Annotated in this window: 15 protein-coding genes and 1 pseudogene; 7 read left to right on the forward strand and 9 right to left on the reverse strand. The window is 43.1% G+C overall.

The window, feature by feature from the left end; translation table 11 throughout:
- Positions 1-51 precede the first annotated feature (51 nt).
- Positions 52-501, forward strand: a complete 450-nt coding sequence (locus tag ACSC9N_RS14860; protein WP_010325860.1) for a carboxymuconolactone decarboxylase family protein — start codon at positions 52-54, stop codon at positions 499-501.
- Positions 502-580: 79 nt separating this feature from the next.
- On the opposite strand, the pseudogene ACSC9N_RS14865 reads toward ACSC9N_RS14860, so the two are convergent.
- From ACSC9N_RS14865 to ACSC9N_RS14895, 7 genes and pseudogenes are all read right to left on the reverse strand, one after another.
- Positions 581-1,150 (reverse strand): annotated as a pseudogene (locus ACSC9N_RS14865) (HdeD family acid-resistance protein).
- A 119-nt stretch (positions 1,151-1,269) separates the two neighbouring features.
- The gene (locus ACSC9N_RS14870; RefSeq protein ID WP_010325859.1) at positions 1,270-2,028 is read right to left on the reverse strand and encodes a hypothetical protein; all 759 of its coding nucleotides are present in this window, start codon (positions 2,026-2,028) and stop codon (positions 1,270-1,272) included.
- Positions 2,029-2,075: 47 nt separating this feature from the next.
- A complete protein-coding gene (locus tag ACSC9N_RS14875) occupies positions 2,076-2,519 on the reverse strand; it encodes an NUDIX hydrolase (RefSeq protein ID WP_029574935.1) in 444 nt (147 codons plus the stop codon).
- A gap of 100 nt (positions 2,520-2,619) precedes the next feature.
- Positions 2,620-5,262, reverse strand: a complete 2,643-nt coding sequence (gene topA, locus ACSC9N_RS14880) for a type I DNA topoisomerase (protein ID WP_010325857.1) — start codon at positions 5,260-5,262, stop codon at positions 2,620-2,622.
- Positions 5,263-5,298: 36 nt separating this feature from the next.
- Positions 5,299-5,748 (reverse strand): ammonium transporter, encoded by a 450-nt coding sequence (locus ACSC9N_RS14885; RefSeq protein ID WP_010325856.1) that lies wholly within the window; start codon positions 5,746-5,748, stop codon positions 5,299-5,301.
- A gap of 70 nt (positions 5,749-5,818) precedes the next feature.
- Positions 5,819-6,808: a hypothetical protein gene (locus ACSC9N_RS14890; protein WP_010325855.1), complete on the reverse strand. Its 990-nt coding sequence runs from the start codon at positions 6,806-6,808 to the stop codon at positions 5,819-5,821.
- A gap of 179 nt (positions 6,809-6,987) precedes the next feature.
- On the reverse strand, positions 6,988-7,233 hold the full coding sequence (locus ACSC9N_RS14895) for a SlyX family protein (RefSeq protein WP_004692513.1): 246 nt from the start codon (positions 7,231-7,233) through the stop codon (positions 6,988-6,990).
- A 35-nt stretch (positions 7,234-7,268) separates the two neighbouring features.
- Here ACSC9N_RS14895 and ACSC9N_RS14900 point away from each other — a divergent pair, with 35 nt between their 5' ends.
- A complete protein-coding gene (locus tag ACSC9N_RS14900) occupies positions 7,269-9,164 on the forward strand; it encodes an ATP-binding cassette domain-containing protein (RefSeq protein ID WP_010325854.1) in 1,896 nt (631 codons plus the stop codon).
- A gap of 187 nt (positions 9,165-9,351) precedes the next feature.
- Here the strand turns inward: ACSC9N_RS14900 and ACSC9N_RS14905 are convergent, their stop codons facing one another.
- Positions 9,352-9,543, reverse strand: coding sequence for a hypothetical protein (locus ACSC9N_RS14905; protein WP_228127591.1), 192 nt, complete (start codon positions 9,541-9,543; stop codon positions 9,352-9,354).
- A 251-nt stretch (positions 9,544-9,794) separates the two neighbouring features.
- Here ACSC9N_RS14905 and ACSC9N_RS14910 point away from each other — a divergent pair, with 251 nt between their 5' ends.
- The gene (locus ACSC9N_RS14910) at positions 9,795-10,733 is read left to right on the forward strand and encodes an LpxL/LpxP family acyltransferase (protein WP_010325852.1); all 939 of its coding nucleotides are present in this window, start codon (positions 9,795-9,797) and stop codon (positions 10,731-10,733) included.
- Between the two features lie 289 nt (positions 10,734-11,022).
- Here ACSC9N_RS14910 and ACSC9N_RS14915 read toward each other — a convergent pair whose 3' ends face one another.
- Positions 11,023-12,132 carry an endonuclease/exonuclease/phosphatase family protein gene (locus tag ACSC9N_RS14915; protein WP_010325851.1) on the reverse strand — a complete coding sequence of 370 codons (1,110 nt, stop codon included), beginning with the start codon at positions 12,130-12,132 and terminating at the stop codon, positions 11,023-11,025.
- Positions 12,133-12,317: 185 nt separating this feature from the next.
- Between ACSC9N_RS14915 and asd the strand changes: the two genes are divergently transcribed.
- The 4 genes from asd to ACSC9N_RS14935 all read left to right on the forward strand — a co-directional run bounded on the left by asd (position 12,318) and on the right by ACSC9N_RS14935 (position 17,333).
- Positions 12,318-13,436, forward strand: a complete 1,119-nt coding sequence (gene asd, locus ACSC9N_RS14920) for an aspartate-semialdehyde dehydrogenase (protein ID WP_130235087.1) — start codon at positions 12,318-12,320, stop codon at positions 13,434-13,436.
- Positions 13,437-13,577: 141 nt separating this feature from the next.
- Positions 13,578-14,945 (forward strand): type IV pilus assembly protein FimV, encoded by a 1,368-nt coding sequence (locus tag ACSC9N_RS14925; protein WP_395474908.1) that lies wholly within the window; start codon positions 13,578-13,580, stop codon positions 14,943-14,945.
- 65 nt (positions 14,946-15,010) lie between these two features.
- Positions 15,011-16,315, forward strand: a complete 1,305-nt coding sequence (locus tag ACSC9N_RS14930; protein ID WP_058952351.1) for a hypothetical protein — start codon at positions 15,011-15,013, stop codon at positions 16,313-16,315.
- A gap of 49 nt (positions 16,316-16,364) precedes the next feature.
- Positions 16,365-17,333, forward strand: coding sequence for an asparaginase (locus tag ACSC9N_RS14935; RefSeq protein WP_010325848.1), 969 nt, complete (start codon positions 16,365-16,367; stop codon positions 17,331-17,333).
- The last annotated feature ends 8 nt before the right edge of the window (positions 17,334-17,341 follow it).

Consider the following 17,341-nt stretch of genomic DNA (forward strand, 5'->3'; position numbering starts at 1 on the left):
CGATAAAATCATCACTAAACATTAAACGCTCTTTAAAAAAATAGGTGATGTATGCAACGAATCAACTTGGGGAAAGCCGCACCTGAACTGCATAAAACAGTATTAGAACTCGAAAACTTATCCATGCAAAAAGTCCAACAAGCAGGTCTTGAGATTGGGTTTTCACACTTGCTGAAACTGAGAGCCTCACAGATTAACCAATGTGCGTTCTGTGTACGTATGCATACGCAAGATGCCATAAAAGCTGGTGAATCAATCGAACGGATTGCCCTCATCAGTGCATGGCAAGAAAGTGGATATTTTTCCGAAAAAGAACGCGCCGCGCTGATTTTAATTGAAGAAATCACACTCATTGCTCAGCAGCATTTCACCGACTCGGCGTATCAAGAAGCAGCAAGAATATTATCCGATGCAGAAATTGCCGCTATTGAATGGATCGCGATTGTGATTAATACGTGGAATCGTATTGCGATTTCAAGTCAATATGCCGTCAATCCATAAGCATGCCATTCAGCTTTGCACATGATATAAAGCACACGAAAAAAGGGAGCCTGCATGAGGCTCCCTTTTTTCGTGTGCTTTATTCAGATTGGCTTGCTGGTGGAATCTGCTTAATGGCTGCCGCTAGAGTCAGATAATTAATACCTTGGAATAAAATATCAAAAGCAAGGAATAAGCCCAGCACCCAAAATGGGGCATCTGGTGTAGTTAAAATCATAATGCCGGCCAGCAGGGTTAAAACACCAGAAAAAAGTGTCCAGCCCCAACCTTGGAATGCTCGAAATAATATTGCATTAAAGATACGAATGACCCCAGCAATAATCAGGAAAACCGCTAAAACACTGGTCAAGACAATGGCTGTTTTCACAGGTGTGCTAAATGCGTAATAGCCCGCAACCAAATACAATACACCAAACAAAGCCCATAACTAGCGGAAGCCACCCTCAAAAATCTTAAAAGCGGCGATGAAGTGTAGAACACCTCCTATCATCATCAGCACGCCAAAGATAAACACCACAGATAAGGTGGCAAAAGGCAAAGCGGCCAAAAGGATGAAACCAAACAACACCAATAAAATTCCTAAACCCAAATACCATTTACGATTTTCATGGAGTTGATGGCGAACTAAATCATTACCGACTGTTTTCATCTTCTTCTCAAGTTTGATTTTCGTTCACTTAGTTTTAACATGTTTTGCATCGAACTTGTAGGTTTGAGTTTATCCACACAATCAATCCATGCTGTGGATAAACTCAGCATTATCCACAGTTATTTTTTCCACCCAATTTCAATCGCAGTGATCTCATTCACCAATGTTTCATCAATCGACTCAGGCATTTTACTCTGTGTTTGTGAGGTTGGAATGTGCCCAGCCATTAATTCAGCTTTGGCTTGAGGAAACAGCGGTTGTTGATTTGGATATGCATAGCCCGCAGGATACATCGGCTGTCCTGTGGCTAAGTCGTATTTATCACTGGCACCAAAGGCATGTAAAAGCTCATGTGCAAGAACGACTTTGTTTTGCTCGGTTTGCTTGTTAGATGCAAATAAATTCACTGAACCGATGCGACCTTTTTGCAAAGCTGTCGAGTGTTTCAGCTCTTTAGTCAGTGCTGGGTCATAATAGTTCAAATACAAAGTAACAGTTGGTGCACCATCTGAACCTTGATGGTTTTTCCATGCATAATAACGGAACTTTAAACTCCACAAGACCGTATCCAATAAACTTGCCTGCTCAGGTACTTTCGGCGGTAGCTGTTTGAGTTCACGCCCTAGTTGGAAATAAATCGCAATCGGTTGCCCGCGATATGTCGCCGACATCTGCTCTAAATAACCTTGTACCCCTCTTAAGTTCTTAGGCGTCAATTGCTGTATATATTGCTGAGTTGTACCTTGTCCATCAGCATTAACTGGATGGAGTGATACAATAATAGGCTTGCTCCAATCTTGGTTCTGATCCCGATAAGCGTTCAAAGCAACCACCAATAAAATCAGCAGCAAGATTAAAATACGAAGTTTTTTCCACATCTTTGATCCCCAATTTTTAATAATTTTTTATCACAATGATCAGCACATTACGTAATTTCTAAATGTATTATAGGTTGTTGTAATACAAAGTTTTCCCAAATAAAGTCGTATAATTTTCTTTGATTTAAAAATATAGCCAACGTTTTAGCTTCAGATAAGCTGCACCACCGATATTCAGTATGCTCATGATTCAATAGAACAGATTGGTTTTCAGCACAGAAGCCAACAAATGCGGGAATCATTTCAATCACATTCAAGCCTGGCTCATAAAACTGCTCGATGTAATCTGCACTAAATAAACGTTGGGGCTGAATGGCGGTTTCTTCTTTGATTTCGCGAAGTATCGCTTGGCTGGCGGTCTCATTCTCTTCAACCTTTCCTGCGACATGGCACCAATAAGCACCTTTAACACGCTTCATCAATAACAGTTTAATTTCACCCTCAATTTTTGACAGTAAAACAGCGGATACAACAACAGAGCGAATAGGAATCCTACATTAACCAGAATCTTTTTTTTATTTATAGCTGTGCATCATATAAAAAATGCCCACCAAAGTGAGCATTTCTTGATTATTTCTAAGCAATTAAAACTTAGGCTTCAACCCATTTTCCATCATTGAACACCAATGACCATTTGGTTTGCTTACCTTCAGGCGTTTCAGAACCAATATATTGCGCTTGATTCTTACGACTAAATTTCACCAAAGTTGGATTCCCTTCAGGGTCAACATCAGGTGCTTGCAAAATAAACTGATACTTCGGATCAAGCTGATCGGCAACACTACGAAGTTCCGAAACTTTAGGTGCACGTGTTTCACGTACTTTCGGGAACTTACTTGCCGCCAAGAATAAACCTGCTGCCCCATCACGTAGCACAAAAAAGTCATCATGCTTAGTTGAACGTAAATGTTCCATCTTAATCGGGTCTACACGCGGAGGTGCAGGCTGACCACTTTTTAAGACTTTACGTGTGTTATCACAGCTTGAGCAAGCAAAATAAGGACCAAAACGACCCGTCTTCAGCTGCATTTCCCCATCACACTTATCACATGGAATGGTTGGGCCATCATAACCTTTAATTTTGAACTCACCTTCTTCAAGTTCAAAACCAGCACAGTCTGGGTTATTACCACAGACATGTAGCTTACGACCACCGTCGATCACATAACTGTCCATCGCAGTTTCACAGATTGGACAGCGTTTTTTCGACATCAAATCTGCTGTTTCTGCTGCATCATCATCAGAAAGTGCGGCAAGTGATTCAACTGGCGTTAAGTTCAACGTGCCTTTACAACGCTCTTTCGGCGGTAAGTTATAGCCAGAGCACCCTAAGAAGACACCTGTGGTTCCCGTACGAATCTGCATTGGACGGTCACATTCTTTACAGTGAACCGCTTCCACCTCTACAGGTTGATTGCGGCGCATACCGCCTTCACCTTGCGCATTGGTCAGACGTTTTTTAAAGTCGCCGTAGAAGCTGTCGAGCAACTCCTTCCAGTTGCGTTCGCCATCAGCCACTTTATCGAGCTGACCTTCTAAGTCCGCGGTAAAGTCATAGTTCATGAGGTTATTGAAACTTTCATCTAAACGATCAGTAACAATCTCACCCATTTTTTCAGCAAATAGACGACGGTTTTCCAGTTTGACATAACCACGGTCTTGAATGGTCGAGATAATCGCCGCATAGGTCGATGGTCGACCAATGCCCTTTTTCTCAAGCTCTTTCACCAATGACGCTTCAGTAAAACGTGCAGGTGGCTTGGTAAAGTGTTGCGATGGATCTAATTTTTCAAGCTTCAGTATTTCACCGACTTTCACCGCAGGCAATAACACATCATCGTCCGACTTGTTTTGACCACGGACTTTAGTGAAACCGTCAAAGACTAAGGTGCGACCTTTGGCTTTAAGCTCAACACCGTTGGCATCCACTAAAATAGTCGATGACAAGTATTCTGCTGGTGTCATTTGACACGCGACGAACTGACGCCAGATCAAATCATACAAACGTTGTGCATCACGTTCCACACCAACCAAGCTGTCGCCTTTTAACGCCACATTCGATGGACGAATCGCTTCGTGGGCTTCTTGTGCACCCGCTTTGTTACCATAGCGGTTCGGCTTAGCAGGCAGATACTTCGTACCAAACTCGGTCTCAATATGATGACGCACCATATTCACCGCATCGTCACTCAAAAAGGTCGAGTCGGTACGCATATAGGTAATAAAACCCGCTTCATACAAACGCTGCGCCAACATCATGGTTTTCTTCACAGAGAAACCCAAACGTGTACTGGCTGCTTGTTGTAAAGTCGAGGTGATATACGGCGCGCTCGGATTCACCTTGGTCGGTTTATCTTCACGTGCTGAAACTTTGTAATCTGCGTCTTTAATGAGCTTCAATAAAGCATCGGTATCGGCTTTATTGCGTAGCTTTAAGGCTTTACCTGCTTGTTTGACGGCTTCTAAACGAATCTCATCGGTCTGTGACTTAGTGTCTGCAAAAACTTGCCAGTATTCTTCGGGAATAAACGCACGAATTTCACGCTCACGCTCAACCACCAGTTTAACTGCGACAGACTGAACACGACCTGCCGATAAACCACGGGCAATTTTTTCCCAAAGTAAGGGCGAAATCATAAAGCCAACAACACGGTCTAAAAAGCGGCGTGCTTGTTGCGCATTAACTTTATCGATATCAAGGCGTGCTGGATGCTTGAATGCATCTTGGATGGCATTTTTGGTAATTTCGTTGAATACCACACGTTGATAACGTGAGTCATCGCCACCAATCACTTCTTTTAAATGCCAAGCAATCGCTTCTCCTTCACGGTCCAAGTCCGTTGCGAGATAGACCTCGTCAACTTGCGAAGCAAGCTTTTTCAGTTCAGCAACCACATGCTCTTTGCCTGGAAGCACTTCATAATGTGCTTTCCAGTCATGCTCAGGATCAACCCCCATACGATTGACCAGTGCATTTTGTGCTTTTTCAGCTTTCTGAGCATCGGTCAGTTTGGTTCGTGTTGCTGGCTTCTTTTCTGCAGTCTTACTAGAACCACCTGTAGGTAAATCACGCACGTGACCCACAGACGACTTCACAATGTAATTCGAGCCTAAATATTTATTGATTGTTTTCGCTTTTGCAGGCGACTCCACAATCACTAAAGCACGCTTTTTTCCAGTCTCAGGAGAATCTGCTGTAGTACTTTTGGATGTGGACCGAGGAGCTTTCGCCATATTAACCGTTAATCCTGTTTCAATGGGTCTGTAAAATTAAAGTTCAGCCAAAGACTGTAAATATGCTTTCATGGCATCTAACTGGGTTGCTCTTAAGTCAGAATGCTCATCCCAATAGAGTCCCACGCAGTTTGCTTGCATATCAATAGCATAAATACCCTTTAATTCAATGGGTAAATGTTTAAACTTGTCATCACCTGTAATGAGCTCAAGCTGCTGATCAACAACGCGAGCGCGCATTAAAGGCAAGCGTGCTTCTGGAATCAGGACACTGTAGTACGCCACCATGCTGGCACGGTTTTCCGAAGCCATTGGTATTTTCGTCCAGTCAGGTGCTGCGATTAAACGTGGGTGTAAACCCATCTTGCGCGCTTTATCACGCATTTCACCCAAAGCTTTCTCTCTTGGACTTACACGAAGTCCAAAAATCGAGCCGAGGATGAATAAGATGATAAATCCGACAACCCAAATTCCAGTATTTTCCATAGCACAACCTTTTTATTCCTTTATTAGAGTTGCATAAGCACAATATAAAACGCAAGTTTGAACGATAAAATTAATTTAAGAACATTTCATGACTATATAGAACTTCATGTCCATTCCAGTAAATATAGCCTTTATCGAGTAACTCTTTCAGTAACATACGCACATCTGACTTCGGAAACATTTGCTCAAGCAAATCACGTAGTGCATAGATATCTTTGGGTTTATTGGTTTTTAACTCGCGCAGTTTTCGTGCGACCTCAAGCTGTACAGGGTCAATCTGTGCAAAGTTTTTAAACAACTCTTGTTGCGCGGACTGCGTATCTGCAGTTGGTTCAAGCACATCTACCCCACTGTCTTTTTGCAGTTGCTGTAGCGCTTGCTGCATGCTTTGCGGCTGTGAAATTGAGTCTTGTTCATCTAAATTCAGTGCCAACCACTGCTTCAACACTTTTTTACGAAAGCGAATCTGCTCATCATAGCGTTTGATGATTTTGAGATTAATCAACATCCCCACCACCCGCTGCGTCTTTTCAGGTACGAGTTGCAAAATATTACTTATTGAATTTTTTAGACCGTCCAATGTGTTAGGCTTACCTGACATTTTACCCAAAGCATCACAATATTTTTTGACCATTTTTAAATAAGGCTGATTTTTGATGCTGTCTAAACTGGGAAGATGACGTTGACTTGGTAACGCTTCAGACTGAATGAGGATCAAATTGCTCTGAATATGCGAAGATTGCATTAAGTCCAAAAGTATTTCTGCTGTATTGACCGCAGAGATAATTTCAACCTGCGTATCTGGCTCAAGCAAAGCCATTAACTGCCCCACCACCACGGCATATTCGAACTCTTTTTGCTCGGCTTTGGGCGTGTCTAAAATCACCACTTGACCACTACTGATCCAAGCAGCCAGTTCCGTCAAATCTTGCAATGCATACTCAAATTGACCTTGGCAATGAAACAAATACAAAGTCGGATAATGCTCCACAATCTCGCGCAACAATTTGGCCGTCGGAACATTATTTTCAAGGTCAAGAAGAACAACTTTTTGAGTCATAGGACAGTTTTTATGGGATGCACCAGAAAGCGGGTATTAGAGTAGGAACTGCATCAAAGGTCAAATGATTTCGTCAGTCAAATTGGGCTTTGAGTTGGGTAAAACAAAAAAAGAGACAAGGATCAGCAATATCCACAACCCACATCACAGCATTTTTTAGCCCCAGACAGCAAATGAACTTAATAATGTGGTGGACGATCGGCCATCGGGTCAAATGTCGCAATTCCATCGGACAAATCTGAAGATTCAACACGTTGATACAAAATTTGCATTTGTTTTTTTAAATCAGCAATTTCCAGTCCTTGAATCACCAATTGTTCATTGAGTTGCTCAACTAAATCATCTAAAAATGCAATTCGGACTTGCAAATCTTCAATGGGTGCGGACAATGGCGCTTGATTATCAATATTTTGTTGTTTAGACACTTCAAGTCCTCATTTGAGATTTTTCAGGAAACATTATGGCCTATATTACTTTAAGGGATGTCCAACTTGCGTTTGGTGGACCTGCCTTGCTCGACGGCGCGAACTTTTCATTGGAGCGCGGTGAACGAGTGTGTTTAATTGGTCGTAATGGTGAAGGTAAGTCTACTTTACTTAAACTGATCGAGGGAAGTTTATTACCCGATTCTGGCGAAGTTTCTCTACAGAATGGCATTACCATTTCGATGTTGGCGCAAGACGTGCCGATGGACTCGGGCAAAGTGGCGGATATCGTGGCAGACGGTGCAGGTGAAGCAGCAGATGTACTCAGAGCCTATCATGAAGCCAGTGATGCTTGTGTACTTGGAGACATGGAAGCGTGTGACCGCATGGGTAACTTGCAACACAAACTAGATCAGTTAGATGGCTGGGCTTTAGAAACCAAAGTCAATTCTATTTTAAGTAAAATGGGCCTAGACCCAGATGCCGATTTGGCCGATTTATCGGGTGGTCGTAAGCGTCGTGTGCTGCTTGCTCGTGCGCTTCTTACCCAACCCGATGTGCTATTACTGGACGAACCAACCAACCATTTGGACGTTGAAAGTATTGAATGGCTCGAGAAGTTTTTACTCGATCAAAATAATTTAACTTTACTGTTCATCTCACATGACCGTTCATTTGTGGACAGCATTGCGACTCGAATTGTTGAACTCGACCGCGGCACCCTGCGCAGCTATGAAGGTAACTACTCACGTTACCTCGAGCTGAAAGCACAGCAAATGGAAGCCGAAGAAAAGCAGAATGCACTGTTTGACAAACGCCTGGCTGAAGAAGAAGTGTGGATTCGCCAAGGCATTAAAGCGCGTCGTACGCGTAATGAAGGTCGTGTACGTGCCTTAAAAGAACTACGTGAACAGTCGAAAGCGCGTCGCTCACAGCAAGGTAAAGTCAGCATGGCGACACAAGATGCTAGCCGTTCAGGTAAAGTGGTCTTTGAAATTGAAAACTTAAGTGTTCGCTTTGGTCATGATGCACCAATCATCAAAGATTTCTCTGCATTGGTGCTCCGTGGTGACCGTATTGGTCTTGTTGGTGACAACGGTGTCGGTAAAACCACCCTCATTAAAGCCATTTTAGGTGAACAAGAACATACGGGTACGGTGAAAACTGGCACACAATTGGAAGTAGCTTACTTCGACCAATTACGTAATGCTCTCGACCTTGAAAAATCTGTCAAAGATAACGTGTCAGAAGGTTCTGACCATGTCGATGTGAATGGCAACCGTCGTCACATTTACAGCTATTTGCAAGATTTCTTGTTCTCACCAGAACGTGTGCGTACACCAGTCAAAGCTCTTTCAGGCGGTGAGCGTAACCGTATTCTTTTAGCCAAGTTACTACTTAAGCCATCTAACTTAATCGTGATGGACGAACCCACCAATGACTTGGATATGGTGACACTAGAGCTGCTAGAAGAAATGTTGTCCGACTACAAAGGCACTTTACTGCTTATTTCGCATGACCGTGCCTTTATGGATAACGTGGTCACCTCAACTTGGGTGTTTGATGGTAAAGGCAATATCGATGAATACATCGGTGGTTACCAAGATTACTTACAACAGCGACCAGACCAAACTGCGGTTGACCAAAAAAGTGCTGTGAAAAAAGCAGCGGCGAAAGCTGAAGCGAACGCAGCACCTGCTAAAAAAGTCAAACTCAGCTATAAAGATCAACGTGCGCTTGAACAATTGCCTGCCGAAATGGAAGCACTGGAAAAAGAGCAAGCGAAAATCAATGCCTCACTTGCAGATGGTTCATTATTTATTTCAGATGCAGACAAGGCGATGACGTTGTCGAATCGTTTGACTGAAATTGATGAGCTATTGCTGGAAAAACTGGAACGTTGGGAAGAACTGGAAAATTTAACCAAATAATTTTTCGTAAACTCCATAAAAAAAACTCCGCGCCACGCGGAGTTTTTTTATTTAACGTGGCTGACGATGCCCACCTCCACCTGGATGTATCCCTCCCCCGCCAGGATGAATTCCACCACCACCTGAATGACTACCTCCTGGATGCGACCCACCTCCACCAGGCTGCCCTCCTCCTGGATGGATATGATCAGGATGTTGCCCCCCCTGGATGTCCACCGCCATGACCATTAGGTGGTGGACGATGGTCTTCTAGTGGAAAGGGTACATACCCTGTCCAACCAAACCCGTGATAATAATGATTATAATCATCATATGGACTATAGACACAGCCCGTTAAAGAAATGAATAGCACACCGCAACTGATAATGTTTTTTAGCATTTTTACCCCCTATTCTTATCTTTCTTCTTAGTATTGTGAATTTCACCCAAATTAAAACAAAACAAATGGTGCGAGATGTTTAGACCATGTTCTCCACTGAGCATGAATACATCTTCTTCGCCCACCTCATAAAAACTATCACAACTTGATATGAGAAGGTCTTGTACAATAGGTTCATGGTGAAGATTGCATCTTCATTCTTGCTTCATGCTAAACTCGAAACATTCTTTTTTCAGCCTTTATCGCAATTTATGAGTTCGAAGCCAGACTATCAACCCGGTGAATTTCAGTGGTCTTTTCTGCATCCCAAATATTGGGGCGTTTGGATTGGTATCGTCTTTCTCATGATATTGGCGATTCTTCCATGGGCAATTCAACACCGACTGGCAACCCTCTTAGGTAACCTCAGCTTTAAATATTTGAAGTCGCGACGTAAAACCACCGTTCGTAATCTGGAGGTGTGTTTCCCTGAATGGTCGGCCCAAGAAGTCCTTGAAAATGCCCGTTTAGTTTTTGTCGATCAAATGCTGGGGGTCTTTGAAACGCTGAATGCGTGGTATAGCCCAAAGTGGTTTACTGGCCGTGTCAGTATTGAAGGTTTAGAACATATTCAAAAAGCACAAGCAGAAGGTAAAGGCGCACTGCTTTTAGGAACCCACTCTACTTTGCTCGATGCGGGTGGTTATCTATGCGCACAGTATTTTGAACCAGATGTGGTGTATCGCCCACAAAATAATCCACTGCTGGATATGCTCATCTACCGCTGCCGCGCCACCATTTATGCACATCAAATTGATCATGATGACATGCGTGGTTTGGTCCGCAACTTAAAAAATGTCCATGCCATTTGGTATAGTCCAGATCAAGACTTTGGCTTAAAACAAGGTGTTATGGCGCCATTTTTTGGCGTTCCCGCAGCGACCGTTACAGCACACCGTCGTTTATTGAAAATGACCAAAGCCGCAGCCATTCCTCTGTATTTTTATCGTGATGGTGATATTAAAAACCCACAATACAAAGTGTTGATTGAACCTGCGGTGGAAAACTTACCCAGTGAAGATGAAGTCGATGATGCGACACGCGTGAATCAAATTATTGAAAATCAACTCCGTATTGCTCCGACTCAATATATGTGGTTCCACCGTCGCTTTAAAACTCGCCCTGCAGGCTATGACAAGATTTATTCTTAACAAAAAGGGCTGATTAAAAAAAGTAGAACCCGAGTTCTGCGTCCTGCAAAACTCGGGTACATGAGGTTGTGCTTTCAACGTTATTCTTGTTTTATTCGGTGGCATTCCATACCTACATCATATCCATGATGATTTCCATCAGCTTCAACTTCCATACTGGGATGATCCATTCCCGCTCCATCTGCTGATGAGACTAGAATACGGGCATACCAAATGACTAACCATTCGTCAGATTCCCAAATCCCTGTAAGCCATATCCTACACTGATGAAATCCGCGCGCCCCTATATTTACTGGTAATCTTTGGCAATTTTATCTGTAACCTGCTTACCTTCTCGTTCCGCTTTCTCAATTCCATCTTCAATCGCCTCTTGCGCTTCTTGCTCATCGGCTTCGGTTTGTTCCAGCTCTTCTTGTACTTTCTCAAATACCCGACCGGTTTGAAGCACCACATATACAGGGAAATGATCTGAACCAATATGTGCTAAACGTTGCATCTGCACTAAGGCAAAATCCGTACTGTGAAAAACATGATCCAGTGACCAGCGCAACAAAGGATAGTCAGCATGAAAAGTATTGACAAAATGCCGTCCTACGCGAGGGTCTAGCAGCCCACTGATCCGTTGAAAAAGTTGTGTCGTGCGCGACCATGCCACATCATTCAAATCCCCCATCACAATGCAGCTCTCATCCAAATCTTTAATCTGATCCCCGACTATCAATAATTCAGCATCACGTAAAGTAGAGTCTTTGGCTTCGGTCGGACTTGGCGGTTTCGGGTGTAAGCAGTACAGTTGCACTGGTTGTCCTGACCTTAAGATGACTGTGGCATGAATCGAAGGAATTTCATCGCTCAAAATAAACTTAACGTCAATATCTTTAAGCGCTAAACGACTATACAAGTGCATGCCATACAGATTATCCAAAGGCACTGCAACCCGATAGGGATAGTCATCTTCCAGTTCACTCAAGGCTTGTTCCCAATGTGCATCCGACTCTAAAGTCAAAATCAAGTCCGGTTGATGCTGGTGAATCTGTTGCAGCAATAAGTAATATTGAGTATTGGGCGTTAGTACATTCGACACAATTAAAGAAATCTGACGTTCTGGCTGTAACTCTGTTTTAGCAACCGTTTTCACCTGCTTTTTCCATACAAAGGTATAAGGCAACACCATTTTGAGTTGGTACGACACTGCCGCAATTAACCCCAGCAAAATGACTTCACGCACCCAATTCCAAGGTGCATCCCAAAGCAACATCAAGATAAATGCAATCAATCCCAATGCCAAAATCTGTAAGCGTGGAAAATCTGCGCCTCGAAACCACCATTCATCTCGTGGAATCAGTGACCAGAAGCTTAACCAAATCACAACACATGCCAGCAACTCAACCCAGATCATAGATACCCACTCTTATATTCTTAATTTTTTGTAGATTCATAAATTAATATCAATTTTGCATGTAACATAAACAAGATATATTGCACAATATAATTGCTGTTTTCATTGTGTAGTGCTTGCAGTTAAGCGCTCTTTTGATACACTCGAATCCCCTTTTAATTTTTAACGCACCGAGGCAAAGTGACATGAAAGTAGGTCTGGTCGGTTGGCGCGGGATGGTTGGTTCCGTCCTAATGCAACGTATGGTTGAAGAGAATGATTTTGCTCATTTTGAGCCATTTTATTTCTCTACCAGTAATGCAGGCGGTGAAGCGCCTGCGTTTGGCGGTAAAACTGCCCCAGCACTTATGGATGCATCAGACATTAACAGTCTGAAGCAAATGGATGTCATTATTACCTGCCAAGGCGGCGACTATACCTCAGAAGTTTTCCCGAAGCTCAAAGCAGAAAACTGGACAGGCTATTGGATTGATGCGGCATCTACACTTCGTATGGAAGATGAAGCCATCATCGTACTTGACCCTGTCAACATGAACGTGATTAAAGATGGTTTAGTGAACGGTACCAAAACATTCGTGGGCGGTAACTGTACAGTTTCACTGATGCTGATGGGCTTAGGCGGCTTATTCCAAAACAATTTAGTGGAATGGGCAACCTCGATGACTTATCAAGCAGCATCGGGTGCTGGTGCGCAAAATATGCGTGAACTCATCTCTGGTATGGGCTATTTGTACAACAACACCAAAGATTTGTTAGATGACCCACGCTCTCCAATTCTAGATATCGACTCTAAAATTGCGGAATTACAACGTGGCGAAGTTTTCCCTTCAGCAAACTTTGGCGTGCCATTAGCAGGCTCACTCATTCCTTATATCGACAAACAATTAGACAGCGGTCAGTCGAAAGAAGAATGGAAAGGTCAAGTTGAAACCAACAAGATCTTGGGCAACCAGCAAATCGTTCCGATTGACGGTCATTGTGTGCGTATTGGTGCGATGCGTTGTCACTCTCAAGCTTTAACTTTGAAGCTGAAGAAAGACGTGCCTCTCGATGAAATCGAAGATATGTTACGTAGCGCGAACCAATGGGCAAAAGTGGTTCCAAATACCCGTGAAGCGTCTATGACGGACTTAACACCTGTGGCTGTAACAGGCACATTAACTGTTCCTGTTGGTCGTCTACGCAAATTGAATATGGGCAAAGAGTACTTAGGTGCTTTCACTGTCGGTGATCAATTGCTTTGGGGTGCTGCGGAACCCTTACGTCGTATGCTCCGTATCCTGATTGACTACAAAAATACTTAAGCATTTACCCGCTAAAGTATTAAGCCGATCACATTTGATCGGCTTTTTTTTGTAACCTCAATGTTAACGTTTTACAAATAACACACAACTCGCTAATCTATAATTTTCGCTTTGCGATCTGTGACCGAGCTAAAGATTAAGATGACCGTAAATAACAAATTAAAGATAGCCATTTTAGCCATTATTGCTTCGCAAAATGTGAATGCGATCACTATTGATCCTATTCAAATTCAGTCTGCACCTGGGGAACTGTTGTATGCAGAATTGAACTTTCACGATGCCGATCCGAATGCTCCCATTCAAGCCAGTCTAGCCAGCGCAGAAGATTTGATGTCTCTTGGTGTCATGCATCAGCCGCCCAGTAATCTGAACTTTTTTACCCGTCGTACCAGCGCCAGTACAGGTGTGATTACGATTACTTCTTCACGCCCTTTAACTGAAGCGGAACTGAACATTGTCGTCAAAATCAAAGAAGGCAATGCGGCACGGCTACAACATATTAAAACAGCCAATAAACGCTCGCCAGCACTTCAAGCCCGTACGAATAATAATGAAAAAGCCTTAAAACCGGTGGTGATTGTCAACGAAAAAGATATTGCGCTAAACTTACCTGTCAGCACACAATTCAATAGCTTAAAAACAACAGCTGCGCCGACGACAAATACCACACCCCTCAAACTCAATAAACATACCCCACCAAGCATGAGTGCGACCTCTATTACAGCGCCAACGCAAGTTATTTCAGTAGCCTCTACGCAAATTGCAGCAGCTGCTCAAACATCAGCTCCACGTGTTGAACCTATTACTCAAGCGAAAAAATCGGCAGATCCGTTGGTTCAAAAGTATGCCGATTCAGTTCAAAAATCAGATGCACCCATTTCTGCACAGGCTAGCCCAAAAACTAGTCCATCGACAGCAAAAATAACACCTGCTGCCCCTGCAACTACTGCACGCCAAGCCGCACCTCAAAGTGCCCATGTAGTTCGGTCAAATGAATCTCTATGGGGTATTGCATCGCGTATTGCTGCTGAAGAAAACCGTCCTGTCGGTGAAGTCATGCAACAAATTAAAGCCAAGAATGAACATGCCTTTATTCAAGGTGACGTAAACCGCTTACGTCGTGGTGCTAACCTCAATTTAACGGGTCTGCAAACAGCCAAATCAGAGCAAAAAGTCTCCGTTTCATCACTTCCAAAACAAAGCTCACAGCAATTCGGCAAGGCGAAATACCGCCTCAATCAAGCCGAGATGAGTTTGGTTGCAGAGAAAGAGCAAGATTCAAGTCATGGTTCTGCCAAGAAGTCGACAGAAAAGAATCAAACATCAAACGAGTTGTCATTAAAAGTTATGACATCCCGTGAAAAAACCGTTAAATTACAGAGAAACGTAACACAATTAGAAGTGGCACTTAATCAGAAAGATCAGAGAATTCAATTACTAAACGCTCGTCTTGCACAATTGCAACAACAATTGAAAGCACAACAAACTGAGAAAAAGCCAACACACTAAAGTGTTATTTTGATTATTTGATTTTGGATGAACTTGCACAAAGACAAGTTCAAAAGGGGTAAAACATGCTTATTTATGTGATTCCATTTATCTTACTATTGGTTGTTGCCATAGTCTTAAAAAAGCGTGAGGCGAGTAAAGAAGCAGAACCAAAAACTCAAAAAGCGGTTGCTGCAAAAAATAAAGCCAAAAAAACCAGTTCGTCTAAAAAATCCCCGCAACAAACTCAAGTCGTTGAAGATGTTGTTGCTAAAAAAGCCACGACACCACTCGCTACAGATCTACGTAATAAAATTGAAGGTCAAATTCGCGACCGCAATTTCTTCTCAGCTGAAGCACAAATCAACCAAGCCCTAAATAAAGACAATTCACAACACGAATTATATTTACTGCTGCTCGATATTCACTTGCTCCAAAAAGATGAGTTTGCCATCAGCCAATTGCTGAATCATTTACGTTCTTTAGAACTGGATGATATTTTGGCGCAAGCAGAAGCCAAAAAATCGGATTACGATCAATTACATCAAAATAGCCGTGACACGATTGAGTTTAAACCAACTGAAATTGCACCATCTGCACCAAAACCTGTAGAAGCAACCAATACTGCTGACTTTGATGCCCTGATGTCATCAAATAATCCTGCTCCCGCTCCTGTGCAGGCTTCTGTTGTTGAACCTGTTCAAGACATTAAACCGCTTGATTTTGATACCTCAGCATTTACCACCACAACACCGGCTCAACCTGAACCGAGCATAGAAGTTCAAAGCTTAGAATTTGATATCTCTAGTTTAAATACACCAACAGCAGAACCAGCCAAACCTGCTGAAGAACTTAAACCACTCGATTTCGGTTCACTCTCTTTAGAAAGCACGCCTGCTCAACCAGCAGAAACTGCTACAGCCGACATCCAACCTTTAGATTTTTCATTCAATCTCGACACAGCGCCGACAACAACGCCAGAAGCAGAAATTTCGCCGCCTGCTGTAGATGAGCGTCCTGAATTTACATTTGATTTTTCAAGCGAATCTACGGCTGAAGCGGCAAAAGACATCCCTGCTTTTTCTTTCGATACGGTTAGTCCAAGCGAAGCGATAGTAGAAGAAACACCAGCAGTTGTTACGCCAAACCTCAGTTTTAGTCTAGAGTCTACTGCACCTGCCAATACGGTGGATCAAAGCGATCCTCTGGTACAGTCTTTCCCTCAACTGAGCGAAGTCAATGAAATACACTTAAACCTTGAATTGGCTGAGCAATACATTCAACTTGGCGCTTTCGAAGCTGCACGTGAAATTTTGGTTGAACAAGAACCAAATTACTCTACGGAACAACGTCAGCAAGTCGAACAGTTGCTGAGTCGCATAGCATCCTAAGCCATTTCGTTTTAAACTAAAGCAGTCATCACCGACTGCTTTTTTTATAATGAAAAAAATTGCGCTTATCTATATGGGTGGAACCTTTGGCTGTATTGGCGAACCCTTACAACCAATGCCTGCCGAAGACTTTATTCCCAAGCTCACACATGTCTTGCCGATTCATCTCGACATTGAATGTTTTATTGCACCTGTCATTAAAGACAGTAGCGCCTGTACGGCTGCAGACTGGTTATTGCTGATTCAGCAGATTCAACAATTGCAACTGCAACAATTCCAGCATTTTGTCGTTATTCATGGCACAGATACCTTAAGCTATGCCAGTGCTGTCGCGGCACACTTTATTGCAGATTCCGCACGTGTGGTTTTCACAGGTAGCCAATATCCATTACTTAATGTACAAGGCACAGATACGCGTGAATTTAGCGATGCGATCAGTAATTTGAATTTTGCCTTAGATGCGGTGATGAAACATCCTGTCGGAGTGTATCTGGCTTTTCATCAACAGGTATTGCATGCGCAGACTGCGCTAAAACGACATACTACAGAACTGGATGCTTTTACAGGTGTCATGGCTGAACAGCCGATTCCACACAGCTTAAAAACGCACATAGTACAAACAGGTGATGTAGAACAATCCCACCAGTTCAATTGCCTCAACCTGATGATGCAACCTGTTGCCTTGGTGCAGCAAGTACAAAACTTGCGAAATTTGCTCTCTGCGCCGCCACATTTCCTCATTTTGCAAGGTTTTGGAACGGGTAATTTAGCTGTGAATGCCGAGCTAATAGCACTTTTCGATGAATTTTACGCACAAGGCTGTGTTGCTATCTTAAGCACCCAAGTCCCTTTCGGCCGTACTGATCAGCGCTATGCCGTTGCCGCGTGGACAACTCAGGCCAAAATAATTGTCAGTGATTGCCTCGGGCATGCAGATCTGTATGCCAAAGCCCTTAAAATGTATTTACAATACCCCAGCGCTGAAGCACGCTTCAGCCATTGGCATGATTTGGGTTAATTTGAGGT

It is taken from the genome of Acinetobacter sp. PC34, assembly GCF_051789135.1.
Classification (GTDB): Bacteria; Pseudomonadota; Gammaproteobacteria; order Pseudomonadales; family Moraxellaceae; genus Acinetobacter; species Acinetobacter johnsonii.

What these genes read in the sequence shown, in the direction of transcription:
- ACSC9N_RS14860 (WP_010325860.1), top strand. Translation starts at nt 52, where the DNA reads ATGCAACGAATCAACTTGGGGAAAGCCGCACCTGAACTGCATAAAACA.
- ACSC9N_RS14870 (WP_010325859.1), bottom strand. Translation starts at nt 2,028, where the DNA reads ATGTGGAAAAAACTTCGTATTTTAATCTTGCTGCTGATTTTATTGGTG.
- topA (WP_010325857.1), bottom strand. Translation starts at nt 5,262, where the DNA reads ATGGCGAAAGCTCCTCGGTCCACATCCAAAAGTACTACAGCAGATTCT.
- ACSC9N_RS14885 (WP_010325856.1), bottom strand. Translation starts at nt 5,748, where the DNA reads ATGGAAAATACTGGAATTTGGGTTGTCGGATTTATCATCTTATTCATC.
- ACSC9N_RS14890 (WP_010325855.1), bottom strand. Translation starts at nt 6,808, where the DNA reads ATGACTCAAAAAGTTGTTCTTCTTGACCTTGAAAATAATGTTCCGACG.
- ACSC9N_RS14900 (WP_010325854.1), top strand. Translation starts at nt 7,269, where the DNA reads ATGGCCTATATTACTTTAAGGGATGTCCAACTTGCGTTTGGTGGACCT.
- ACSC9N_RS14905 (WP_228127591.1), bottom strand. Translation starts at nt 9,543, where the DNA reads ATGCTAAAAAACATTATCAGTTGCGGTGTGCTATTCATTTCTTTAACG.
- ACSC9N_RS14910 (WP_010325852.1), top strand. Translation starts at nt 9,795, where the DNA reads ATGAGTTCGAAGCCAGACTATCAACCCGGTGAATTTCAGTGGTCTTTT.
- ACSC9N_RS14915 (WP_010325851.1), bottom strand. Translation starts at nt 12,132, where the DNA reads ATGATCTGGGTTGAGTTGCTGGCATGTGTTGTGATTTGGTTAAGCTTC.
- asd (WP_130235087.1), top strand. Translation starts at nt 12,318, where the DNA reads ATGAAAGTAGGTCTGGTCGGTTGGCGCGGGATGGTTGGTTCCGTCCTA.
- ACSC9N_RS14925 (WP_395474908.1), top strand. Translation starts at nt 13,578, where the DNA reads ATGACCGTAAATAACAAATTAAAGATAGCCATTTTAGCCATTATTGCT.
- ACSC9N_RS14930 (WP_058952351.1), top strand. Translation starts at nt 15,011, where the DNA reads ATGCTTATTTATGTGATTCCATTTATCTTACTATTGGTTGTTGCCATA.
- ACSC9N_RS14935 (WP_010325848.1), top strand. Translation starts at nt 16,365, where the DNA reads ATGAAAAAAATTGCGCTTATCTATATGGGTGGAACCTTTGGCTGTATT.